Annotated in this window: 25 protein-coding genes and 2 pseudogenes; 15 read left to right on the top strand and 12 right to left on the bottom strand. The window is 65.0% G+C overall.

The features are described from left to right. Nucleotides 1-49: 49 nt before the first annotated feature. The 4 genes and pseudogenes from ACFY2B_RS12310 to ACFY2B_RS12325 all read left to right on the top strand — a co-directional run. Nucleotides 50-997: a hypothetical protein gene (locus ACFY2B_RS12310; protein ID WP_390763075.1), complete on the top strand. Its 948-nt coding sequence runs from the start codon at nucleotides 50-52 to the stop codon at nucleotides 995-997. Nucleotides 998-1,223: 226 nt separating this feature from the next. After that, entirely contained in the window at nucleotides 1,224-2,168 is a 945-nt protein-coding gene (locus ACFY2B_RS12315; protein ID WP_390763076.1) for a hypothetical protein, read from the top strand. A gap of 65 nt (nucleotides 2,169-2,233) precedes the next feature. Then, a pseudogene (locus tag ACFY2B_RS12320) lies at nucleotides 2,234-2,374 on the top strand (type II toxin-antitoxin system RelE/ParE family toxin); the annotation flags it as partial. 75 nt (nucleotides 2,375-2,449) lie between these two features. Beyond that, a pseudogene (locus tag ACFY2B_RS12325) lies at nucleotides 2,450-2,647 on the top strand (virginiamycin B lyase); the annotation flags it as partial. A 293-nt stretch (nucleotides 2,648-2,940) separates the two neighbouring features. On the opposite strand, the gene ACFY2B_RS12330 reads toward ACFY2B_RS12325, so the two are convergent. Genes ACFY2B_RS12330 through ACFY2B_RS12340 form a run of 3 tightly spaced genes read right to left on the bottom strand, consistent with a single transcriptional unit; the run spans nucleotide 2,941 to nucleotide 4,177 of the window. Beyond that, a complete protein-coding gene (locus ACFY2B_RS12330; RefSeq protein ID WP_390763077.1) occupies nucleotides 2,941-3,120 on the bottom strand; it encodes a DUF397 domain-containing protein in 180 nt (59 codons plus the stop codon). Further along, nucleotides 3,117-3,311 (bottom strand): DUF397 domain-containing protein, encoded by a 195-nt coding sequence (locus ACFY2B_RS12335; RefSeq protein WP_390763078.1) that lies wholly within the window; start codon nucleotides 3,309-3,311, stop codon nucleotides 3,117-3,119. The genes ACFY2B_RS12330 and ACFY2B_RS12335 overlap by 4 nt, the downstream gene beginning before the upstream one ends. Next, nucleotides 3,308-4,177 carry a helix-turn-helix domain-containing protein gene (locus ACFY2B_RS12340; RefSeq protein WP_390763079.1) on the bottom strand — a complete coding sequence of 290 codons (870 nt, stop codon included), beginning with the start codon at nucleotides 4,175-4,177 and terminating at the stop codon, nucleotides 3,308-3,310. The genes ACFY2B_RS12335 and ACFY2B_RS12340 overlap by 4 nt, the downstream gene beginning before the upstream one ends. 188 nt (nucleotides 4,178-4,365) lie before the next feature. Between ACFY2B_RS12340 and ACFY2B_RS12345 the strand changes: the two genes are divergently transcribed. Further along, entirely contained in the window at nucleotides 4,366-4,791 is a 426-nt protein-coding gene (locus ACFY2B_RS12345) for an ATP-binding protein (protein WP_390763080.1), read from the top strand. Next, nucleotides 4,772-5,080 carry a hypothetical protein gene (locus ACFY2B_RS12350; RefSeq protein WP_390763081.1) on the top strand — a complete coding sequence of 103 codons (309 nt, stop codon included), beginning with the start codon at nucleotides 4,772-4,774 and terminating at the stop codon, nucleotides 5,078-5,080. Before ACFY2B_RS12345 ends, ACFY2B_RS12350 begins: the two co-directional genes overlap by 20 nt. A 99-nt stretch (nucleotides 5,081-5,179) precedes the next feature. Here ACFY2B_RS12350 and ACFY2B_RS12355 read toward each other — a convergent pair whose 3' ends face one another. The 3 genes from ACFY2B_RS12355 to ACFY2B_RS12365 form a co-directional block, all read right to left on the bottom strand. Beyond that, entirely contained in the window at nucleotides 5,180-6,229 is a 1,050-nt protein-coding gene (locus ACFY2B_RS12355; RefSeq protein WP_390763082.1) for a hypothetical protein, read from the bottom strand. Nucleotides 6,230-6,422: 193 nt separating this feature from the next. Then, nucleotides 6,423-6,890 (bottom strand): NUDIX domain-containing protein, encoded by a 468-nt coding sequence (locus ACFY2B_RS12360; protein ID WP_390763083.1) that lies wholly within the window; start codon nucleotides 6,888-6,890, stop codon nucleotides 6,423-6,425. Next, nucleotides 6,883-7,638: a DUF5919 domain-containing protein gene (locus ACFY2B_RS12365; protein ID WP_390763084.1), complete on the bottom strand. Its 756-nt coding sequence runs from the start codon at nucleotides 7,636-7,638 to the stop codon at nucleotides 6,883-6,885. The genes ACFY2B_RS12360 and ACFY2B_RS12365 overlap by 8 nt, the downstream gene beginning before the upstream one ends. A gap of 231 nt (nucleotides 7,639-7,869) precedes the next feature. On the opposite strand from ACFY2B_RS12365, the gene ACFY2B_RS12370 reads away from it, so the two are divergent. The 4 genes from ACFY2B_RS12370 (at nucleotide 7,870) to ACFY2B_RS12385 (ending at nucleotide 9,122) form a co-directional block, all read left to right on the top strand. Then, a complete protein-coding gene (locus tag ACFY2B_RS12370; protein ID WP_376539134.1) occupies nucleotides 7,870-8,064 on the top strand; it encodes a hypothetical protein in 195 nt (64 codons plus the stop codon). After that, nucleotides 8,061-8,390 (top strand): hypothetical protein, encoded by a 330-nt coding sequence (locus ACFY2B_RS12375; RefSeq protein ID WP_390763085.1) that lies wholly within the window; start codon nucleotides 8,061-8,063, stop codon nucleotides 8,388-8,390. Before ACFY2B_RS12370 ends, ACFY2B_RS12375 begins: the two co-directional genes overlap by 4 nt. Nucleotides 8,391-8,527: 137 nt before the next feature. Next, complete coding sequence (locus ACFY2B_RS12380) at nucleotides 8,528-8,833, top strand: ATP-binding protein (protein WP_390763086.1); 306 nt, start codon at nucleotides 8,528-8,530, stop codon at nucleotides 8,831-8,833. After that, nucleotides 8,814-9,122, top strand: coding sequence for a hypothetical protein (locus ACFY2B_RS12385; protein ID WP_390763087.1), 309 nt, complete (start codon nucleotides 8,814-8,816; stop codon nucleotides 9,120-9,122). Before ACFY2B_RS12380 ends, ACFY2B_RS12385 begins: the two co-directional genes overlap by 20 nt. Nucleotides 9,123-9,250: 128 nt before the next feature. Here ACFY2B_RS12385 and ACFY2B_RS12390 read toward each other — a convergent pair whose 3' ends face one another. The 4 genes from ACFY2B_RS12390 to ACFY2B_RS12405 form a co-directional block, all read right to left on the bottom strand. Next, nucleotides 9,251-10,693 carry a hypothetical protein gene (locus ACFY2B_RS12390; protein WP_390763088.1) on the bottom strand — a complete coding sequence of 481 codons (1,443 nt, stop codon included), beginning with the start codon at nucleotides 10,691-10,693 and terminating at the stop codon, nucleotides 9,251-9,253. A 147-nt stretch (nucleotides 10,694-10,840) separates the two neighbouring features. Continuing rightward, nucleotides 10,841-12,130: a hypothetical protein gene (locus ACFY2B_RS12395; RefSeq protein ID WP_390763089.1), complete on the bottom strand. Its 1,290-nt coding sequence runs from the start codon at nucleotides 12,128-12,130 to the stop codon at nucleotides 10,841-10,843. A 140-nt stretch (nucleotides 12,131-12,270) separates the two neighbouring features. Next, nucleotides 12,271-13,119, bottom strand: a complete 849-nt coding sequence (locus ACFY2B_RS12400; protein ID WP_390763090.1) for a helix-turn-helix domain-containing protein — start codon at nucleotides 13,117-13,119, stop codon at nucleotides 12,271-12,273. Nucleotides 13,120-13,137: 18 nt separating this feature from the next. Continuing rightward, complete coding sequence (locus ACFY2B_RS12405; RefSeq protein WP_390763091.1) at nucleotides 13,138-13,890, bottom strand: DUF6879 family protein; 753 nt, start codon at nucleotides 13,888-13,890, stop codon at nucleotides 13,138-13,140. Between the two features lie 193 nt (nucleotides 13,891-14,083). Here ACFY2B_RS12405 and ACFY2B_RS12410 point away from each other — a divergent pair, with 193 nt between their 5' ends. From ACFY2B_RS12410 to ACFY2B_RS12420, 3 genes are all read left to right on the top strand, one after another. Beyond that, a complete protein-coding gene (locus ACFY2B_RS12410; RefSeq protein ID WP_390763092.1) occupies nucleotides 14,084-14,308 on the top strand; it encodes a hypothetical protein in 225 nt (74 codons plus the stop codon). Between the two features lie 133 nt (nucleotides 14,309-14,441). After that, the gene (locus tag ACFY2B_RS12415) at nucleotides 14,442-14,669 is read left to right on the top strand and encodes a DUF397 domain-containing protein (protein ID WP_390763093.1); all 228 of its coding nucleotides are present in this window, start codon (nucleotides 14,442-14,444) and stop codon (nucleotides 14,667-14,669) included. Between the two features lie 91 nt (nucleotides 14,670-14,760). Beyond that, nucleotides 14,761-15,231 carry a hypothetical protein gene (locus tag ACFY2B_RS12420; protein ID WP_390763094.1) on the top strand — a complete coding sequence of 157 codons (471 nt, stop codon included), beginning with the start codon at nucleotides 14,761-14,763 and terminating at the stop codon, nucleotides 15,229-15,231. A gap of 138 nt (nucleotides 15,232-15,369) precedes the next feature. On the opposite strand, the gene ACFY2B_RS12425 is transcribed toward ACFY2B_RS12420, so the two are convergent. After that, the gene (locus tag ACFY2B_RS12425) at nucleotides 15,370-16,350 is read right to left on the bottom strand and encodes a WD40 repeat domain-containing protein (protein ID WP_390763095.1); all 981 of its coding nucleotides are present in this window, start codon (nucleotides 16,348-16,350) and stop codon (nucleotides 15,370-15,372) included. Between the two features lie 88 nt (nucleotides 16,351-16,438). Here ACFY2B_RS12425 and ACFY2B_RS12430 point away from each other — a divergent pair, with 88 nt between their 5' ends. Next, nucleotides 16,439-17,116: a GDSL-type esterase/lipase family protein gene (locus tag ACFY2B_RS12430; RefSeq protein WP_390763096.1), complete on the top strand. Its 678-nt coding sequence runs from the start codon at nucleotides 16,439-16,441 to the stop codon at nucleotides 17,114-17,116. A 165-nt stretch (nucleotides 17,117-17,281) separates the two neighbouring features. Here ACFY2B_RS12430 and ACFY2B_RS12435 read toward each other — a convergent pair whose 3' ends face one another. Next, the gene (locus ACFY2B_RS12435; RefSeq protein WP_390763097.1) at nucleotides 17,282-19,216 is read right to left on the bottom strand and encodes an N-acetylmuramoyl-L-alanine amidase; all 1,935 of its coding nucleotides are present in this window, start codon (nucleotides 19,214-19,216) and stop codon (nucleotides 17,282-17,284) included. A gap of 535 nt (nucleotides 19,217-19,751) precedes the next feature. Here ACFY2B_RS12435 and ACFY2B_RS12440 point away from each other — a divergent pair. Next, on the top strand, nucleotides 19,752-20,744 hold the full coding sequence (locus ACFY2B_RS12440; RefSeq protein WP_376538751.1) for an aldo/keto reductase: 993 nt from the start codon (nucleotides 19,752-19,754) through the stop codon (nucleotides 20,742-20,744). The last annotated feature ends 165 nt before the right edge of the window (nucleotides 20,745-20,909 follow it).

The following is a 20,909-nucleotide window of genomic DNA, read 5'->3' on the forward strand; positions in this document are numbered from 1 at the left end:
CAAAAAGCATCCGTGATGGAACCCCAGAAAAATCCTGAGGAGACCCTACATGCCGAGACAAATTCCGCAAGCTGTTTACGCGGCTGAACTGATGGCCCGGGACCGAGGTGATCTTCCCCGGCCGTCTGCACAGCAAGAGGTGAACGTGGACGGGACGCTTTACAAAATCGATCTCGGTGCATTTCTGAGAGCCATCCGAACCCGTGGTCTGATCGAATACCCGGATGCCGTGCTGGTCGACGCACTGAAAAAGCACGGCGGTGAAATCGAGCAAAAAAATGACTCACAGAAGTGGTTTGTAACGAATCTTTCCGAAGCAGTACAAGATTTTAAAGATGCTCCTTACGTGGCCGCATTGAACGCCCGAGCACCCGGCAACCTGCCGAAGCTTAGGGAGGGGCTCGAAAAAGTGCTCCTGGACGACGGTTCGTCGAAAGATGTAGATCTAGGCACCTGGCTGCACAATATACGAAATCAGGGACGCGAAAAACTCGGGCAGGCCGCGATCAGCGCGCTGGAACGGCACAGGGAGAACGTCTACCGGAGCCAGGAAACCGGCAGATGGAAGCTGCTACCTACCCGGATAAAGATGACCTGGCATGATTCTGATTATGCGGCCGCACTGCGCACGCGACCACAATTCGACCTACCTTCCCAGCACCAGAAAGACACGCTGACACTGGACGGAATAGAATTCGATATCCCCACCGGCTCATTCCTGCATGAATTGAGACACCGCCCACGAAAGAAACCTGTAGAGGATGATCTGGCGGCGGTGCTGGAATGGCACGGACTGAGGTTGGACGAGACGACGAGGAAATGGTTGCCGTCCAACAGCGGCCACGACCCAAGCGACCTGGTCGGCAATCCCTTGGACGTGCGCCTCGCCGACCTACAGCCCCCTCTCGAGGAGTCCAACTATGCGTCCAGCTCTTCCCAAGGACTCCCCCGGACGCAGTCCGCGGGGAGCCAGCAGGCAACCCAGAAGAGAAAATGACCGTCCCACCGACGGGCCTGTAACGGCAGCCGAGAAGACAAGGCCCTGAACACGAACACGGGCCGTAGCCCGTGACTCAACCCGCTTTGACCTGCCCACGAGGGCACCCGGTCGGCCACCGTGAGCACGAATCCGTAGAATGTAGCCGCCCCGTGGTCATCGCTGCCCGTCAGAGACCAAAAAGCATCCGTGATGGAACCCCAGAAAATTTCTGAGGAGGCCCTACATGCCTGCAACAATTCCGCAAGCTGCTTACGCGGCTGAACTGATGGCCCGGGACCGAGGTGATCTTCCCCTGCCATCTGCACGGCAAGAGGTGTACGTGGACGGGGCGCATTACGAAATTGATCTCGGTCGATTTCTGAAAAGATTCCGGAACGATGGGCTGAGCAAGTATCCGGATGCTGTGCTGGTCGAAGCACTGAAAAAGCACGGCGGTGAAATCGAGCAAAAAAATGATTCACAGAAGTGGTTTGTAACGAATCTTTCCGAAGCAGTGCAAGATTTTAAAGATGCTCCTTACGTGGCCGCATTGAACGCCCGGGAACCCGGCGACCTGCCGAAGATTAGGGAGGGGCTCGAAACCGTGCTCCTGGGCGATGGTTCGGTTGAAGATGTAGATCTAGGCTCCTGGCTGCACACTATGCGAAGTCTGGGACGAGAAAAATCTTTCGGGCAGGCCGCGATCAGTGCGCTGGAACGGCACGGGGAGAACGTCTACTGGAGCCAGAAAACCGGCAGATGGAAGCTGGAACCTAGCGGGACAAAGATGACCTGGCGTGATTCTGATTATGCGGCCGCACTACGCACGCGACCACGATTCGACCTACCTTCCAAGGGCCAGAACGACCCGCTGACACTGGGCGGAATGGAATTCAATATCCCCACCGGCAACTTGGTGGATAAATTGAGATACTACCAACGAAAGAAACCTGTAGAGGATGATCTGGCGGCGGTGCTGGAATGGCACGGACTGAGGTTGGACGAGACGACGAGGAAATGGTCGCCGTTCAACAGCGGCCACGACCCAAGCGACCTGGTCGGCAATCCCTTGGACGTGCGCCTCGCCGACCTACAGCCCCCTCTCGGGGAGTCCAACTATGCGTCCAGTTCCCAAGGACTCCCCCGGACGCAGTCCGCGGGGAGCCAGCAGGCAACCCGGAAGAGATGACCGTCCCGCCGACGGGCCTGTAACGGCGGCCGAGAAGGCAAGGCGGAGGAGAAGGCCGCTCCTGCCACGCCTTCGCCTGTGTCTCCCAGCCCGACCACCGCCGCCTACGAGTGCGCGACTACCGCATGGTGTACACGACCGACAACGGCGAGCTGACGGTATGGGCGGTACACGCCGTGCATCGCTCCACCGCCTACGACGCCTGAACACTGCCCGAACGCCCCTGCCGTCAGCTCAGAACATCCCGCGCTTTCCTCCCCCTCCCCGCGCAAGGAGTTGCCGTGCCCCCTTCCGACACCCCGCCCGTCACCCAGATCCCGGTGGCGGACGAGGAAGCCGGGCCCTACGGCATCACCGCCGGCCCCGACGGTGCTTTGTGGCTCACCCTCGTGCACGGCGGTCGCATCGCGCGACTCACCCTCGACGGCAAACTCGACGAATTTCCCCTGGACTCGCCGACCTGTCGCCGGATGGTCATCGCCCATCCGTACCCAGCCGTCCTCCCCGGCCTCCGCCCGGTGCACGGGTTCCCATCCCCTGCCGGTGGGCTGGAAGACCGATGAGCCGAGGAAGAGTTCGCGGGGGACCGCCGCGACGGCATCGCGCCACCCGGTGTCCAGGGCCGGATTGGCGGCGGCGATCTCCTCGGCCAGGGCGCGGCGGAGCACGGCGGGGTCAGCGGGCACGGTGTTCTCGTGCGTGCTGAAGCTGGTCGGCGACGGCGAAGGGCGCCCGGCGAGTCCCGCCGGGCGCCCTTCGTCCTGCGCGATCCCTACGCGAACTGTCGGATGAACGCCTGCCAGGTCTCGCGGGAGACGGTGAGGAGGGGGCCGTGCTGGCGCTTGCTGTCGCGCACGGCTCGGCCGCCGGGAGCGGTGTCGGCGACCTCTACGCAGGCGTTCTCCTGGCCTGAGTACGACGACTTCCAGAAGGGGCCTACCGCCACTGTCACGATGCTTCTTCCTGCGAGAACTGGCGGACGAAAGTGTGCCAGGTCTCGCGAGAGACGGTGAGAAGATCGCCGTGCTGGTGCTTGCTGTCGCGGATGGCTCGGCCGTTGCCGGTTGTGTCGGCGACCTCTACGCAGTTGTTCTCCTGTCCCGAGTACGACGACTTCCGGAAGGGGCTTATCACCTCGGTCACAATGTGTCTTCCTTCAAGCTCCGCAGTATGCCCTGGATGAGCTTCGCGCTCGCGTCCGGCGCCAACGCCGACGATCGTAGTAGGTCGAATACGTTGGCGTAAGCGGCAAGGTCCTCGGTTCCTTCAAGGACCGACGTGCCTCGCAGATTGTCCATGGTGACCGCTTCGACCGTCGGCTCCTCATCGAAGCTGAAGGACGAGAAGGCGGAGGTACAACCAGTCAGCACACCGGCACTGAACGGCAGCACCTGCACAGTGACGTTCTTCCGCATTCCGATCTCAAGGATCGTGCTGAGCTGCTCCCGGTGGACCTCAACGCTCACCAGTGGGTGCCTGACAGCTGATTCCCCGAGGATGGCCGTGTACGACGTTCCGCCCTCCTCGATCTTCGTCTGCCGTCCCACGCGCACCTTCACCAAATGGGCGACCCGTTCCAGATCAATGGAGTGGGGGCCGTCGGAGATAGCCGCTTCCGCATAGGCCGGAGTCTGCAAGAGCCCTGGAACCATGACCGGCTGCCACTCACGGATATAGGTCGCGTCGTCCTCCAAGGCAATGTGATCGACGTAGTCCGACCGCAGGTGCGCCGCGTGCTCTAGCCACCAACCCCGCTTCTTGGAGTGCTTCGCCAACTCCTCAAGCCGTGACCGCACTTCAGGGTCCGTGACGCCGTACGCATCCAGAAGCAGCCGCACCTCGATCACCCGCGCGGTGAAGTGACCGCTTTCAAGTCGACTGATCCTCGCCTGACTTGACGCAATCACCTCGGCGGCCTGCGGCTGATCGAACTTCGCGGCCTGCCGGTACTGCTTGAGCGCGGTACCCAGACGCCTGCTGCGCACTGTCGGACGTCCACCTGCGGGCATGAGACCTCCCCTTTCCCGCGGCAACGATGCCACACCGGCTGTCACCCCGAGCACGCATCACCCGATCGGATGAACGGGTGAATGCATTCACTTTAGCGGGTTGTACACGCACCATATTCGGCCGTAGCTTCCTGAAGGCGCCGCAATAAAACGGATCTTGACTCGACGTCAGGAGGTACGGCACCCCCATGCCCGAAACCGAAACCTTCCGCATCCCCAACCGCAGAGACCACGTCCCCGCCGCCCGCCACCGCATCCGCAAGGCCCTCGCGGACTGGGGGATCACCGGTGACATCGCCGACGCCGTCGCACTTTCCGCGAACGAACTCGTCACCAACGCCGTGACCCACTGCCGTACTTCCCGCGCCGATGTCGAGGTCACGCTCACCCGCCACGGACCGGCGCTGGTACTGGAGGTCTCGGACCCGGACCGGGATCTGCTACCCCGGCCCCACGACTCCGGACCGGACGAGGAGTGCGGACGCGGACTCGCGCTCGTGGCCGGCCTCGCGGAGGAATGGGGTCACCGGCAGGAGCCGGACGCGAAATGCGTGTGGGCCCGCTTCACGGTCGTGGAAAGGCTGGAGGGGGCTCATGTTCCGGCGGATTTATAACGCGCTCGCACGCCTCCTCGGCCCACCACGCTCCAACGGCCCCGCGACCGACTGCACCGACTTCATGGACCTCGCGCGGAAGGTCAGGCCCCCGGACCCCTACGTCTGGCGGCTGCCCAACCCGTACGACGCCCGCTGGCGCCGCTGGGCCAAGCGCAACCGCGCGACCGGCCGGTATCTACCGGTCCCACGCGAAGAAGAATGCTGGCAGGCCCCAGCCCGCACCCGCCCGCCACCCACCTGGCAGACCGACGACGACATGGTACGGCCCTACATCCTCAGCCCCTGATGCTCCGGCGACCGTCAACCACTGCCAACAGAACAACGCCACCACCGGGCCACCAGCCAAAACCGCCCGCCGACCGTGCCACGACGAACGCCCCACACCTCACGAACGACGGAACTGGTTACCCGCCCCCTGTCCGGACAGATTATTCGACCAACCACCCCACCGAGACGAGTGGTCCCGGGACTGGCCCGATCCGGTGGACAGATGATGAGACGCGACCCCAGGTGGCAGCAAATACTGATCGTACGCATCGCTGTCGAGGGCCGGAGCGGATGAGGAATCCGGCAGGAACTCCTGCGGGGAGACGGCAGCGTGGGCAGCCACGGCCGACGAGTCCCAACCGAACCCCGTGACCTCATCCTGCTGCGAATGCCCTTGGAATGCGCCGTAATCCACGTACTGCTCCCAGTCTTCCAGAGAGGGCGAAATGACCCGCTCTGCCACCTGGGACGGATCGGCCTGGGATGCATCAGTATGACCGAACGGAGCGGGAAACTGAGCCGGGCCTGTAGCCGGACTCAGTTGAGGCAAAAAGTTCAGGGGATCCTGGAGCCCGCGCTCTTGCGCCTCCTGCCCGTTCCTCAAGGCGAGATCCACCCGCCGCTTTTCCCAGCCATATCCCTCTGCATTCTTCACCCAATTCTTGAGTGTGTCACGCGGGACGCCCTCAGTTCGCGCATACGTTTCCAGTGAGTCACTTTGACCAAAAAACCTGTCTACATACCCCTTCTTCTCGTCATATGTATATGCCCTTTCGCTGCGTTTCTTGCGCCGAATCTCCCGGCATTCATCCACCGCCCGCTGCGGCAGGCCATATTTACTCGCATTCTTCGCCCAATTCTGCATGGTCCTTTCAGTGATGACGGAATCGGTCCATTCACGAGCGAAATCGGCCAACGCCCGCCCCTCCGCGTCTTCCATCCACGCCTTGAGGATCTGCCCGACCTTCTCTTTAGAATGTTTATTGAAGTGACGATTCCGGAACTCAAGGTCCACGCCATGCTTCTCCGATTTGACCACCCATCTACCGAAAGTCGTGGGTGCCAGTCCATTTTCTTTGGCGAATTTTTGCCAGCTACCTTTGCCGCTTTCATAGAAATCCTTGAACTGCTCCAGATAGTGTTTCTTTTCTTCAGGGGTATATTGCATTTTCTCTCCTTGTCGGCTCGTGACTACAACGGGAAGGCGCAGGGTCTGGTTCACCGGGAGGCCGGGCGGGGACGACGTCGGCGTCGTGACGGGCAGCGAGGCCGGAGGACCCACGACGACGTGGTACGGCCGCACGTCCTCAGCTCAGACCTTGATGCTCCGGCGGACGCGGGCAATCACCTGCGGGTACCGGCTACCGGACGGCAGGCATGTTGCCATCACGCCAGTCGTTCACTCGCTTCCGGATGCCGGCGACCATGGGGAGTGCGTCGACCGCTGTGGGTTCGAACCAGCGGACATCGGTGGATTCCCCGGACACGGCCAGTTGCCCGGCCACGGGCCGAGCCAGGAAGCAGACGGAGAACTCCTGCCGGACCTCGCCATCGTCGTAGGCGAAGACGTGACGGGGATTGGTGTAGGTCCCGACGATTCCGGTGATCTCCACGTCGAGCCCGGTCTCCTCACGGGTCTCCCGAATCGCGCAGTCCGGCAACGACTCACCGATGTTCATGGCGCCACCGGGAAGCGCCCACATGCCGTTGTCGCGCCGACGCTGAAGCAGAATGCGCCCGGAGCCGTCGACAACGACGGCGGAAGCAGCCGGAACCAAGCTGTTCGCGACCGGGGCGTGCGGGTCGTCCTCGTAGTCGCGCCTACTCATGCCCCTCCTCGTCCCATACCGGAGTGCCCCGCTTCCACAGTTCCTCGGCGTGCGCGGCAAAGCGATCAAACATGCCGTCGTCCTGATGACGGCGCAGATGCAGCGTAGGAGCGTCGTGGCCGACGCTGTGCGTCAGCAACGGCGTGACGATCATGTCGTCATCGAAGCGGAACACGGACAGGTGCGCGTGCCCGTCGCTGAACCTCGCGTCGATGCCCGGTTGGCTTTTGATCTTCTCCAACTCGGCCAGTGTCACGCGGATACGCGTCGAGAGCGTGAGCGCAACAGCTTCGTCTTGCTCGCGGGACCGTGTGAGATCACTGTCAGGGTCACCGAGCAGGAAACGAACTCGGCATCCCAGAGCGGCTTTGCGTCGCAACGCGCTGCCGAACCGGGCCTGTTCGAGCCACAGGAAGTAGTTGGTGTAACCGGCGAAGGTCAGCTCTCGCTCCGCTTTGGTGATCAACGACCGCCACAGGGAAGCTGGGCAGCTCGACCGATACGGGTAGACGGAAACCACCTCACGGTCGGGACCGACCTTGATCGCCTTCTTTGTGGCTGCTGGCCACAGCGTCACCTCGTCCTCCCCAAGTGCCTCGCAGATGGCCCACCGATGGCGGGCCCGGGGAACCCGCCCGCTCTCTGTGATCCATCGGCCGACCGTCTTGATGTCGACGCCGCACTTTTCAGCTAACTGACGGTCTGTCATTCGCGCCTGAAGCATGGCACGGCGCAGCGCTTCGTTCACAAGTACCCCCTGGGACGTTAGGCACGCTTCTCACGGTAGACGTACTCCGTACCTAACGGTCATGGAACGAAGTAGGAACGCGCCGCCAGAGGCGGAAGTGTGGTGGGTCACTGAAAGACCCCCGCGACCGTGGCGACGGTCCGGGGGCGTGGACACCAACCAGTAAGGGGTTGATGACGTGACCCATACAACCAGAATCCTCCGTCGGCGCCAGCGAGCGGGGACCAGCCGATGACCAAGGCGGACACCGACGCCGGGCAGTGGGAGTACACGACGTACGCACCCAAGGACGAAACATGCCCCTCGTGCCTGAAGCCGATCAAGAGCCTTGAGGTCTGCCGCCGGGGCATGCTCGCCCGCGGGGACACCTCCCCGGTCGTGGCCTACTGGCACTCGGACTGCGCCCAGAAGGAGATGGCACGGTGACCCGGCCGCAGCAGCACAAGGGCGGGCGACCGCAACTGCCGCAAGGCTGGACCTCCTTCGCCTCGACGCCTGACGGCAAGCACACGGCCCACTGGTACGCGACCTCCCCGTACCCCGTGGATGCCCTCAAGGAGGAATACGGCCAGACCGCGCAGCCGCTGTGCCGCACGGTCACTGCTGCCACGTGGTCCGAACTGCACACGGAAGTAGCCGCCCAGGCCGAACTGTACGAGCGGCTTACCGGCGCACAGCCGAACAACCCCGTGCGTCAGAGCGCCACCACGGCCGAAGTGCCTGCCGCCCTACGCGGCACCCGCACCACCTGACGTACGGAACCCCCATGGCAGCCGCATCGGGTCAGGGCTGCGCACAACAAGCGGCCACCCTTCGGCATCAGCGCGGAGGGTGGCCGCCCTGTCTGAATCGAGAGACCCCTCCGACCAGCGACGACTAGGACACACTTTTGAAAGTAGCTTGCGAACTCGTCACCAACGCCGTGACCCACTGCCGTACTTCCCGCGCGGGCGTCGAGGTCACGCTCACCCGCCACGGACCGGCGCTGGTACTGGAGGTCTCGGACCCGGACCGGGATCTGCTACCCCGGCCCCACGACTCCGGACCGGACGAGGAGTGCGGACGCGGACTCGCACTCGTGGCCCGGCTCGCGGAGGAGTGGGGTCACCGGCAGGAGCCGGACGCGAAATGCGTGTGGGCCCGCTTCACGGTCGTGGAAAGGCTGGAGGGGGCTCATGTTCCGGCGGCTTTATAACGCGCTCGCACGCCTCCTCGGCCCACCACGCTCCAACGGCCCCGCGACCGACCACACCGACTACATCGACCTCGCACGAGACGCCAGAACCCCGGACCCCTACGTCTGGCGACTCCCGAACCCGTACGACGCCCGCTGGCGCCGCTGGGCCAAACGCAGCCGCGCAGCCGGCCGATATCTCCCGGTCCCACGCGAGGAGGAATGCTGGCAGGCCCCGGCCCGCACCCAGCCGCCGCCTACCTGGCAGACCGACGACGACGTGGTACGGCCGTACATCCTCAGACCCTGATGCTCCGGCGACCGTCAACCACAGGATGCCGGTGCCGGTGCAGTTCGTGCCGGTCGGGGCTGCCGGGGTCCCGTGACAGATACCGCGTCCGTCGGCGGCATCCCTGCGGACTGCCGCCGACGGGCTCTTCAGCGTCCGCCTCTCGCCGGCCCTTTCGAGCCGGCGTACTGGGAGAAGTAATCCGCTCGTGGGACAACATCTTTCGGCAGCGCGGGAAGTGACCCCGTGCCGCTGCCGTTGCCGGAGCCAGGGGCGGAGGCGCCGGGCCCGCGGAGGTAGTCCGACGGGACGCTCGGCAATGGAGAAGGAGAGGGAGGCGTGCTGTTGTCCCAGCTGCCGTGAAAATCGAAGGAGGTAATGCCAGGCAGGGCAGTACCGCCCGTGGCGGCAGCTACCAAAGCAGGGGAACCGAGGGGTCCGGCCGAGTCCTCCAGGGCGCGCAGGCCACCAGTTGCGTACTCCGCGAGGGACGGCTGAGTATGAGACTCCCACGCCTGCTGCGCCGGAACCGCCGCAGCAGGCGACCCGGCGGCCTCCTGTGGCAATTCTTCCACCGGAGCACTCACGCCAGCGCCCGCCACCTCCTGGTCCTGCCGGGGCACCCTCCCCTCTTCCAGCTTCGCCCGCTCCTTGGGGGTCAAACCCACACGAGCACCCGCCTTCAAGGCGAGATCCACCCGCCACTTTTCCCAGCCATACATCTCCCCATCCTTCACCCAATTCTTGAGTGTTTTGCGCGGGATTTCCATAAGTCGCGCATACTCTTCCAGTGATTCATTTTGACCAAAAAATCCATCTACATAGCCCTTCCTCTCGCTATCTCCATATTCCCTGTTTTCGCGCGTCTTAAGCCGCTTCGCCCTGCATTTATCCACCGACTCCTGTGACAGGCCATATTTAATTGCATTCTTGGCCCAATTCTGGATGGTCCTTTCAGTGATGGGATCGGACCATGCACGACCGAAATCGACCAACGTGCGCTCCTCCCAGTCCTCCATCCACGCCTCGAGGATCTCCCTGATCTGCTCTGGACTTTTTCTCTTGTTGAGCGGACGACTCTGGACATCAAGGTCTACACCATACTTCTTCGCTTCTACTACCCATTCACAGAAAACTGAGGACGCCAGTCCTTTTTCTTTGGCGAATTTATCCCGGCCACCTTTGCCGCTTTCATAGTACTCCTTGAACTCCTCCAGATGGGCACGCTTTTCTTCATCGATATAAAAATCATTAACCTCAATGTCCACACCATACTTCTCCGATTCGGCCACCCATTTGCCGAAAGTATTGGGCAACAGCCCCTTTTCTTCGGCGAAATCTTTCCGGGTGCCTTCGCCGCTTTCATAGAACTCCTTGAACTCCTCCAGATAGGCGCGCTTTTCTTCATCGGTATGACGATTACGAAGCTCAATGTCCACACCATACTTCTCCGATTCGGCCACCCATTTGCCGAAAGTATTGGGCAACAGCCCCTTTTCTTTGGCGAATTTATCCAGGCTGCCTTTGCCGCTTTCATAGAACTTCTTGAACTCCTCCAGATGGGCAGTCTTTTCTTCACGGGAATATCTCATTCTTCTCTCCTTGTCGGCTCGTGACTTCAACGGGAAGGCGCCAGGTCTGGTTCACCGGGAGGCCGGGGCGGGGACGACGTCAGCGTCCCGTGACAGATACCGCGTCCGTCGGCGGCACATCCCTGCGGACTGCCGCCGACGGGCTCTTCAGCGTCCGCCTCTCGCCGGCCCCTTCGAGCCGGCGGGCCCGTAGAAGTAATCCTGTCGTGGGACAACATCTTTCGGCAGCGCGGGAAGTGGCCCCGTGACGTGGCCGTTGTCGGAGCCAGGGGCGGAGGCGCCGGGCCCGCGGAGGTAGTCCGACGGGACGCTCGGCAATGGAGAAGGAGAGGGAGGCGCGCTGTCGCCCCAGCTGCCGTGAAAATCGAAGGAGGTAATGCCAGGCAGGGCAGTACCGCCCGTGGCGGCAGCTACCAAAGCAGGGGAACCGAGGGGTCCGGCCGGGTCCTCCAGGGCGCGCAGGCCACCAGTTGCGTACTCCGCGAGGGACGGCTGAGTATGGGATTCCCACGCCTGCTGCGGCGGAACCGCTTCAGCAGGCGACCCGGCGGCCTCCTGTGGCATTTCTTCCACCGGAGCACTCACACCGGTGCCCGCCACCTCCTGGTCCTGCCGGGGCCCCCTCCCCTCGTCCAGCATCGCCCGCTCCTTCGAGGTCAAACCCCCACGACTACCCGCCTTCAAGGCGAGATCCACCCGCCACTTTTCCCAGCCATACATCTCCCCATTCTTCACCCAATTCTTGAGTGTTTTACGCGGGATGTCCTTAAGTCGCGCATACTCTTCCAGCGATTCACTTTGACCAAAAAACCCATCTACATATCTCTTCTTCTCGCCATCCAAATATTCCCTGTCGTCGCGCGTCTTAAGCCGCTTCTTCCGGCAACTATCCACTGCCCGCTGCGACAGGCCATATTTACTTGCATTCGTGGCCCAATTCTGGATGGTCCTTTCAGTGATGGGATCGGGATCGGGATCGGACCATGCACGACCGAAATCGACCAACGTGCGCTCCTCCGAGTCCTCCATCCACGCCTCGAGGATATGCCTGATCTGCTCTGGACTTTTTCTCTTGTTGAGCTGACGATTCTGGACCTCAAGGTCTACACCATACTTCTTCGCTTCCGCTACCCATCCACAGAAAACTGAGCGCGCCAGTCCATTTTCTTTGGCGAATTTACCCTGGCCACCTTTGCCGCTTGCATGGAACTCCTTGAACTGCTTCAGATAGGCAGTCTTTTCTTCATCGGTATAATGATTACGAACCTCAATATCAAGTTCCACACCATACTTCTCCGATTCAGCTACCCATCCTTGGAGAGTATTGGGCGCCAGTCCATTTTCTTTGGCGAATTTACCCTGGCCACCTTTGCCGCTTGCATGGAACTCCTTGAACTGCTTCAGATAGGCAGTCTTTTCTTCACTGGAATATTTCATTTTCTCTCCTTGTCGGCTCGTGACTTCAACGGGAAGGCGCCGGGTCTGGTTCACCGGGAGGCCGGGGCGGGGACGACGTCGGCGTCGTGACGGGCAGCGAGGCCGGAGGACCCACGACGACGTGGTACGGCCGCACGCCCTCAGACCTTGATGCTCCGGCGGACGCGGGCGATCACCTGCTGGGCGTCGGCGCCGAAGACGGCCGACTCCGCGAGGGTGTCCCAGACCCGACGGTAGAGAGCGATCGTTTCGGCGTCGTCGAGCCAGAGTTCGGCGTGCCAGTTCTCGACGATGGCCAAGCGATCGTCGAGGATCCAGAATCCATTGCCCGGTGGCAGCCGCAGCTCCGCGTCCAAGGGGACAATGCCCAGGTGGACGGTGTCCATACCTACCACGCCGAGGAGTCGATCCAGTTGCGCCGCCAGCACTTTGGGCGGACACACTTGGGTCCGTAGCACGCCCTCCCACATGAGTACCTGCAATTGCTTACCTGGCTGGTAGAGCCATTCCTGCCGCTTCATGCGGGCTCGCACCGCGGCCTCGGCGTCCCGTGGAGAGCGCCGGAAATCCGCCAGGTTCTCGAAGAGGCTCCGCGCATAGTCAGCGGTCTGAAGCATGCCGTTGACGACGCTGTTGTCCCACGCGTAGACGGTCCGGGAATCGCCGATGATGGTGTTCCACATCTCCTGCACAGGGGCATGCCCTGCCACCAACTGGCGCCGCCAGGACCGGATGTGGCTCTCAAAACCCTTCAGACGGGCACACAGTTCCGCGGAGACGGCAGGCTGCCCAACAGCCTCGGCCCACGCCCTGAGGTCGGCGTCCGTGGGCGTCTGCCTGCCGTTCTCCAGTTTGCTGACCTTGGACTGCGGCCACCCCAGGCGCTGGGCCAGTTCGGTACCGGTGAGTTGGCCGTGAGGACTCTCGACACGTAGTTCCCTGAGCCTTCGGCCCAGTTCCTCACGCGCTCTCTGATAGTCCGTACTCACCGGTGCCCATTCTGACTCCTACGCTTCGCTGCCCATCTCCGCCGTGAACTGCTTCCACGGTACGGCGTGATGCCAAGCAGCATCCCGGATCATGGCGCAGCGCACCACCTCTGCCGGCTCCGTGATGAGGTCCACGTGCGTGAGCTGATCGTCGTCGTCGAACTGAAGGAGCGCGATGAGCCGGCTGTCGAACAGCCAGAAGTCCTCAGCCGGGAGACGGAGTCGATCCGCGTCGGCACGCCACATGTTGCGGATGTCCTCGCCCATTCGGCTGTTCCGCTTGGCGTTGTCGAGAAGGTAGAGCTGGCCCGCGGTCGGCGGCTGGTCCACGATGCGCACCCGCTCGACGCGCTTGCCCTGGCCTGTCTGCTCGCGGATGGTCTGGCAGTACGGGTGGTCGAATGTCCAATCCGCCTCACCGGTCGCGACGAACTGGCGGTAGGTGTCGGTTACTTCGTCACTCGCATACCGGCAACGTGTCTCCAGCCGCCATGCGGTGTGCTCGAACTTGCTGAACAGGCCGTTGAACTCATCCAGACCGATCGTCCGTACCTGCCGTGTCCGCTCCTTCGGAGTCCAGTCCACCAGGAGCTCACGTGGGACAACGATCGCGACCTCTCCCTTCGAGAGATGCTGGAGCTGTGACATGTCCTCCGAGTCGGCGAGCGGAGGGCCGTGCACGATCACCTCTCCGCTGTCCAAGTCCTCGTGTACAGACGGGCATCCGCCGTCACCACTCCCAGTCCCGTTGAACCGCAACCTGCGCGCCATGTACGACAACCCCCTGGGTCTTGACGATGTTCGCGCCCCCAGCATGTCGGTGCCTCTGAGTGAAAGTCCATGCATCCAGAGTGACCAGGGAAGAATAGTCGAGAATATTCCACTCCGTGCTTTCCTCCCCCCGCCTACGGTCATCACCCGAAGCCGAACCACTCGGCGAGACCCCGGGGAGACCGTGACAGCCATGGCGAACACGCAGCAGACACACCCGCAGCAGAAGCGCTCGCCACAGCTCCCCCGTGGCTTCGACGCCTGGCTGTTGGACTGCGTACCCGTCCCCGGCTGTTCCGTGTGCGGCGCGAACTGGCGGCAACTCCTCGCCCGCAAGCAGACCGGTGACCTCACGCAGGCCGCACGCCACGCCACCGAGATCCGGGACCACACCTCGGGCGTGCACGAACAGCCATAGACCTGGCGGATCGGATCGCCCACCTCCCCTCATGAACTCCTCCCCTCATGAACTCCTCCCCTCATGGACTCCCGTCTGTCACAGGCGGCGGCGGTCGGTCACGGCCGCGTCAGCAGAGCAGGAAGGCACAGCGATGGTGAACGGAACCGACCTGTACGCGCTCGACATCGGCGGAGCCTCGTTCGTGAAGGCTTGCGGCGGCCCCTGCACCGAAGGGTGCGTGACGCCGGCCCGGATCGGCGAGGACGTCTGGGCCCTCGGCGACAGCAAGCGGCCTCAGGCCCAGCCGTTGAGGTTCACCACGGCGGAACTGGACGCGGCCGGAATCGACCCGGCGCGGTTCGGCCCGCACGTCGTCTGACCCGACCCCGCCCCAGCTGGTCCTGGCACGCCCTCGGCAGGCCAGGACCGGCCGGCTCTCCGATCCGCCGACACCCCGAACTGGACGCCCCGTGCACCACCACGGCTACCTGTGGACCGGCCCGAAGGCCCGCTTCGACCAGGAAGCGCTGCGCCGCCCGCCCCATCCCGAACCGCCGCCCGCCGGAAGCAGACCCGAGCTGATCCAGCGGTACCGCGAGGTGGCCACGGAGTTCCCCAGGTCGGACCTGCCGCCGCTGGAGACGGCCCACTGGCTGGTCAAACCCGGTTCTCTGGTGCGGGGCACCTGGCCGGAACCCGCTGCGGCGGCCGGGTGGCTGCATGAGCGGCTGGCCGAGTACGCGTCCCGGTTCGCCTCCGAGGCCCAGGGCGACGACGGACACCGCGCCTTCCTCGTCAGCTCCGCTCGTGAGCAGCTGGCCTCGGGCGGCGACGTGTCGCTCGGCTTCTACCTCGAACGTCCCCCGTATCTTTCCCTGGCCCTGGTCAGCTGCTCCCCGAATCGCGCCCGACCCGAACTCCCGTGCCCGCTGGGCGAGTAGTCCCCCATACCCATCGGCTGGTAGCACCCGTACCCGTCAACGCGTAGCCCCCATACGCGTCGGCCGCCTGGCCCCCGTACCCGGCGGCGCGTAGCGTGCCCGTCGGGTACGTAGCCCCCATACCCGTCGGCCGCGCGGTCAGTCCCGCCGCCGCAACCGCCGCAGCCACAGCAGCGCCCCCACGGCCAGTGCGACCACCGCCGCGACCTTCAGGCCGGAACTCGTGCTCAGGCCGGCGCCCGTGTTGTCGGACGAGGCGTTCCCGGTGCTGGAGGGCGAGGCGGACCCGCCCCCGGCCGGTGCGGGCGCGTCCTGCGCCGTCACCTCGCTCTGCTCGCCCTCGCTGCCGTACAGGAGCTTGGTCCCGTCGACGGAGTACGTCACGGATTCCCCCTGGCGCTGCAACGGCACGTCGAGCCGCTGCCGGCGCTTGATGCCGCCGTCCTTCCAGTCGTACAGGATCCCGCCGAGGTAGCCGCGCACCGCGAGTTGCGTGCCGTCCGGGGAGAACGCGGCGTCGGTCGCCCACAGGTCGACGGGCGCGACCGGCTTGAAGACGTTGCTGCCGGACGTCGACAGCTGCGCCGGGCCCTCGTACAGGTGCCCGCCGTCCTCCTTCTTGTCGATGATGTAGACCCGCCCCGTCTTGGGGTGCACGACCAGCGACTCGGCGTTGCGGGCGCCGTCGGAGTACTTCACCACGTACTGCGTGGCGCGGATCGTCTGATCCTTGAGCACCTTGGGCTCGGGCAGCCGGTAGATCCAGACGTAGGGCCAGCTGCCGTCGAGGTTGTCGCCGATGTCACCGACGTAGATCTGGTTGCCGGGTCCGATGGAGATCGCCTCGACGTCGCGCGGGGAGCCGATGCCGCTCAGGGTCACCGTGGCGACGGTCTGCCCGGTGGCGCTGTCCACGGCGTAGATGTACGGCCCGTCGTCGCTGTCGTTGTGCGTCCAGTAGATGCCGGGGTGCAGGCGGGAGGCGGCGAGGCCGCTGGACTCGGTGATCCGCGGGTCCTTGATGGTGAAGCCGTGGTCGCCGTCGGCCGCGGCGGCGGGCGGCGCCACGAGGGCACCCGTGAGCAGGGCCCCGGCGATGAGGGCCAACGAGAGACGCATGCGCCAAGCCTGCCATCCCGCCGCGGGGTCGGCCCGACGTGGTGGGCCTCACACCCCGCCGGGCGCCGTGATCGACCATCATGAGCGGATGCTCAGGCTCATGCCCGTCGGTGATTCCACCACGATCGGAAGCGCGGGCGATCACACATGGCGGTACCGGCTCTGGCAGCACCTGTGCGCGACCTACGGCGGCCCGTTCACCCTGGTCGGCCCGCGCGAGACGCTCTACGACAAGGCGGCGGACGCGCCGGTCTCCCTCGCCTACGCCGACCCCGGCTTCCCGCGCGGCCACCTGGCCGGCTGGGGCGAGGGCTTCCTGCATATGGCCCCGCTGATCGGCGAGGCGATACGGGACCGGCGGCCGGACATACTCCTGGTGTCGCTCGGCCTGATCGACCTCGGCTTCTACACGGACGCCGAGCAGACGGACCGCAACGCCCGCGCCTTCATCAGCGCCGCGCGCGAGGCCGACCCGCGCATCCGCATGGTGCTGCTGCCGGTCGTCCCCAACATCCGCGCGCAGGCGGACGCCCTCTTCGGGGACGAGGTGGCCCACTTCAACGTCCTGCTGGCGAAGACGGTCGCCGACCTCGACCGGCCCGGCTCCCCGCTGCTGCTGGCCGAGCCGCCGCCGTCGTTCGACATCGACTCCGACACCTACGACGGCACCCATCCGAGCCCCGACGGCGAGCGCAAGATCGCGTCGGCGTTCGCGGAGGCGATGTGGCTGGGGTGGGGGGTGGGTGAGCGGTACGCGGGGGCATGAGCCCGAACCCCGGCCCCGACCCCGACCCCGACCACAGCCCTGACCACAGCCCCGACCACGGCCACAGCCCCGACCGCGGTGGACACGGGTCGACCCCGCCCCGGCGTGGCACCGGGACGGGGTCGGGGTCGGGGCCGTGGTCGGCGGGGTCGAACCGACGGCTCGTCAGTTCTGCGCGGTGCCGGGCCGCGGGCGCACCCGGACCTTGTGGACGGTGACGTCCGAGGCGTCGACCAGCGCCACGCGGTGGTTGTACTGGATCGTGTAGAGCTTTCCGGCGCCCTTCACCAGGACGTCGCCGGTCTTGAAGAAGTCGTCCGTGGAGACCGGCTCCTGGGTGGCGACGTACGCCTGGCCCGCGGGGATCGAGTACGCGCTCAGCGGGGCCTCGGTGGAGGGCTTCAGGTCCGCCGGGTACTCGGACGGCTGCGGGTAGCCCGAGCCGTACACGTCCACCGCGGAGTCACCCGCCGCGCCGACCACCTTCACGCCCGTCGCCGGCGAGGTGTTGACGCCGCCCGGGTTGTAGAACCACACCTTGGCACCCGCGTACCAGATGGCCGTCCAGTCGCCGCTCACGTCCGCGACCACGAACTGCTGGCCCTGGGAGACGGTGCTGCCCCAGTCGCTGATCTCGTCCGTGCCCTTGGCGTCGGCCTTGTGCAGGCCGGGGTCGGTGAACAGCGGCGCGTCCGTGCTCGGTTCGGTGCGTACGTACAGGAAGTTCGACGGCTCGGTCTGATCGGTGCACTCGGTGATCTCACCGGTCGGGTCGTCGTACGGGCAGACCTTGGTGGTCTGCTTGTTGGCGGCGAACTCGGGGTTGATCGTCACGGCGGTGCCGACCTGGCCGACCCCGTGCGGGGTGTCGTCGACGGGGGCGTCGACCATGGCCATGAAGGTGTTCCAGTCCCAGTACGGACCCGGGTCCCAGTGCATGCCGGCGACGTAGTCGTCCAGCGGGCCGGGCACGTTGTCGTGGCCGATGACGTGCTCGCGGTCCAGCGGGATGTCGTACTTGGCGGCGAGGTACTTCACCAGGTCGGCCGTGTCCTGGTACACGCTCTGGGTGTACCAGGTGGCACCGTGGGCGGCGAAGCCCTCGTGCTCGATGCCGATGGAGTGCATGTTGAACCAGTAGTTGCCCGCGTGGAGGGCGACGTTCTGGTTGGGCACCATCTGGGTGACCCTGCCGTCGGCGGCCATGATGTAGTTCGCCGCGTCACCGTTGCCCGCCTTCTGGAAGGCGCTGACCGCGGCGTCGTAGGACGACTCCGTGTCGTGGATGACGATGTACTTGACGTCCAGGTCGTCGGCGGGACGGTTCGCCACCTGGTAGTTCGACGGGTCCGCCGGCAGGAACGTGCACGGCAGGTCGGGCGGGCACTCGGCCTGCGGGGTGGTCGACGTGGTGTTCAGTTTCAGCCCTTGCAGCTGACCCGGGCTGGGCTTCAGGGACGGATCGGAGTCCAGGCTGACCCGGTCGCCCTCCGCGGTCGTCCGCTTGGCGCCCTTCTTCATCTGCGCGAACACCCGGTCGGCGAACGCACCGGCCACCGCCTGGTCCGAGGAGCCGCTGTAGCGGGCGACCGCGCCGTACCAGGCGGCCGGGTCCGACGACGTCTCCCCGGTCAACTCCTTCTGGTACGAGGCGAGCAGCGCCGCGCCGCCGAGGATGTTCGTCCGGGAGTCCTTCCGGACCTCCTCGGGCGAGACGTCGAGGAGCTTCGCCGCCTTCGTCAGGGTGTGCATGGCCGGGTCCGAGGCGATGTCGCTGAGTCCGGCGCGCCCGGCCTCACCCGCACCGCCGCCCGCCAGCATCTTGGCCGTCACGTCGGTGAGGCTCATGGGCCCGTATCCACCGGAGGTGTTGTACTGCCCCTTGTGCTCGTCCCACTGGGACTCGGCGTAGGCCACGCCGAGCAGGACCGACTCGGGGACCTTGAATTTCGACGCGGCGTCGGCGTAATCGGCTTGTTGGCCGGAATCACCCGAATCGCCGGGACCGGCCGCCTGGGCTATGGCGGGCAGGGCGAAGCCGGCCGCAGCCACCGCGACGACGGCTGCGAGCAGCTTCTTTCGCGACTTCCTTTTATGCAAGAAAATTTCCCCTTCATGACTGAGCGTCAATGGGTCCGGAACGTCTCACACCGCCCTGCGAGAACACGCCCAGCACAGCGGAATTGATTAGACACCACTGGCCTCACAACGGGTCAACTGCCCCTTGGGTTCAGGTCTCCCGGGAATCCACATCGTTACTCGCACGTCGGGGAATGGGGCCGCCCAGCCCGCATGCAGCAACAGCGCGAGAAATCTGCGTGGCTGGTGAAAAGATCCCGACAGGTTCTTCGCACGAAGGTCTGACGAAGACCACAAGAACGTAAACTCACCCACCCCCGATCTTCACAAAAGACCCGCAATTCACCCCGTGTCCGCCCCCGCCGTCCGCATTCACGGACGACGGACGCCGACCATCGGATTCCCGCGCACCCTCACCACGGACGAATTCCCCCGCGACGCCCGCGACCGGCACCACCGTCCCTGACGTTTCGGCGGAGCACCCGCTTCCGCCCGCCTCCATGCGCTCCTCCATGCGCTTGCGTAGAGCGCACTCGAAGTCGTTGGCTTGGGTCCCATGGAGTACACGCAGCTCGGACGCACCGGACTCAAGGTCAGCCGACTCGTCCTCGGCACCATGAACTTCGGCCCGCTCACCAATGAAGCCGACAGTCACGCGATCATGGACGCGGCGCTGGACGCGGGCATCAACTTCTTCGACACCGCGAACGTCTACGGGTGGGGCGAGAACAAGGGCCGCACCGAGGAGATCATCGGCACTTGGTTCGCGAAGGGCGGCGAGCGGCGCGACAAGGTGGTGCTCGCCACCAAGGTGAACGGCAACATGGCCGGCGACGGCCCGGCCTGGCCCAACCACGACAAGCTCTCCGCGGTGAACATCCGGCGGGCGGTGGACGCCAGCCTGAAGCGGTTGCAGACCGACTACATCGACCTGTACCAGTTCCACCACATCGACCGGAACACCCCGTTCGAGGAGATCTGGCAGGCGATCGACGTCCTCGTCCAGCAGGGCAAGATCCTCTACGCCGGATCCAGCAACTTCCCCGGCTACAAGATCGCCCAGGCCAACGAGATCGCCGAGCGGCGGGGCGGAACCATCGGGCTGGTCAGCGAGCAGTGCCTGTACAACCTCGCCGAGCGACGCGCCGAGATGGAGGTCATTCCGGCCGCACGGGAGTACGGCCTGGGTGTCATCCCGTGGTCGCCGCTCCAGGGCGGGCTGCTCGGCGGTGTGATCAAGAAGGAGGTCGAGGGCGGCAGGCGGGCCAGTGGACGCTCCGCGGACGCCCTCGCCAACACGGCCGTACGCGCGCAGATCCAGGCGTACGAGGACCTGCTCGACAAGCACGGCGTCGACCCGGGCGAGGCGGCGCTCGCCTGGCTGCTCACCCGGCCCGGCGTGACCGGCCCGATCGTCGGCCCGCGCACCGCGGGGCAGCTGGAGTCGGCCCTGCGCGCCCTGGAGCTGGAGCTGTCCCAGGAACTGCTGGACGGACTCGAAGAGATCTTCCCCGGCCCGGGTCCGTCCCCGGAGGCATTCGCCTGGTGATCGGTCCCCGCGCCGACGGCACGGGATGACGGGCGCCTGACCGTTCGACGCCTGGTCCCCGCCACCGGCCCGGGACGGAGTCCGGCGCCGAGTCGGAGAACAGTACGCGGCCGGCCGCAGCTCGCGGTCGGCCGCGTCACGGTGGCGGGCCGCGTCACCGTGACG

This window comes from Streptomyces sp. NPDC001270 (assembly GCF_042896695.1).
Lineage (GTDB): Bacteria > Actinomycetota > Actinomycetes > Streptomycetales > Streptomycetaceae > Streptomyces.

What these genes read in the sequence shown, in the direction of transcription:
- ACFY2B_RS12390 (WP_390763088.1), bottom strand. Translation starts at nt 10,693, where the DNA reads ATGAGATATTCCCGTGAAGAAAAGACTGCCCATCTGGAGGAGTTCAAG.
- ACFY2B_RS12310 (WP_390763075.1), top strand. Translation starts at nt 50, where the DNA reads ATGCCGAGACAAATTCCGCAAGCTGTTTACGCGGCTGAACTGATGGCC.
- ACFY2B_RS12315 (WP_390763076.1), top strand. Translation starts at nt 1,224, where the DNA reads ATGCCTGCAACAATTCCGCAAGCTGCTTACGCGGCTGAACTGATGGCC.
- ACFY2B_RS12355 (WP_390763082.1), bottom strand. Translation starts at nt 6,229, where the DNA reads ATGCAATATACCCCTGAAGAAAAGAAACACTATCTGGAGCAGTTCAAG.
- ACFY2B_RS12410 (WP_390763092.1), top strand. Translation starts at nt 14,084, where the DNA reads ATGGCGAACACGCAGCAGACACACCCGCAGCAGAAGCGCTCGCCACAG.
- ACFY2B_RS12425 (WP_390763095.1), bottom strand. Translation starts at nt 16,350, where the DNA reads ATGCGTCTCTCGTTGGCCCTCATCGCCGGGGCCCTGCTCACGGGTGCC.
- ACFY2B_RS12340 (WP_390763079.1), bottom strand. Translation starts at nt 4,177, where the DNA reads ATGCCCGCAGGTGGACGTCCGACAGTGCGCAGCAGGCGTCTGGGTACC.
- ACFY2B_RS12385 (WP_390763087.1), top strand. Translation starts at nt 8,814, where the DNA reads ATGTTCCGGCGGCTTTATAACGCGCTCGCACGCCTCCTCGGCCCACCA.
- ACFY2B_RS12350 (WP_390763081.1), top strand. Translation starts at nt 4,772, where the DNA reads ATGTTCCGGCGGATTTATAACGCGCTCGCACGCCTCCTCGGCCCACCA.
- ACFY2B_RS12440 (WP_376538751.1), top strand. Translation starts at nt 19,752, where the DNA reads ATGGAGTACACGCAGCTCGGACGCACCGGACTCAAGGTCAGCCGACTC.
- ACFY2B_RS12370 (WP_376539134.1), top strand. Translation starts at nt 7,870, where the DNA reads ATGACCAAGGCGGACACCGACGCCGGGCAGTGGGAGTACACGACGTAC.
- ACFY2B_RS12415 (WP_390763093.1), top strand. Translation starts at nt 14,442, where the DNA reads ATGGTGAACGGAACCGACCTGTACGCGCTCGACATCGGCGGAGCCTCG.
- ACFY2B_RS12345 (WP_390763080.1), top strand. Translation starts at nt 4,366, where the DNA reads ATGCCCGAAACCGAAACCTTCCGCATCCCCAACCGCAGAGACCACGTC.
- ACFY2B_RS12395 (WP_390763089.1), bottom strand. Translation starts at nt 12,130, where the DNA reads ATGAAATATTCCAGTGAAGAAAAGACTGCCTATCTGAAGCAGTTCAAG.
- ACFY2B_RS12430 (WP_390763096.1), top strand. Translation starts at nt 16,439, where the DNA reads ATGCTCAGGCTCATGCCCGTCGGTGATTCCACCACGATCGGAAGCGCG.
- ACFY2B_RS12405 (WP_390763091.1), bottom strand. Translation starts at nt 13,890, where the DNA reads ATGGCGCGCAGGTTGCGGTTCAACGGGACTGGGAGTGGTGACGGCGGA.
- ACFY2B_RS12360 (WP_390763083.1), bottom strand. Translation starts at nt 6,890, where the DNA reads ATGAGTAGGCGCGACTACGAGGACGACCCGCACGCCCCGGTCGCGAAC.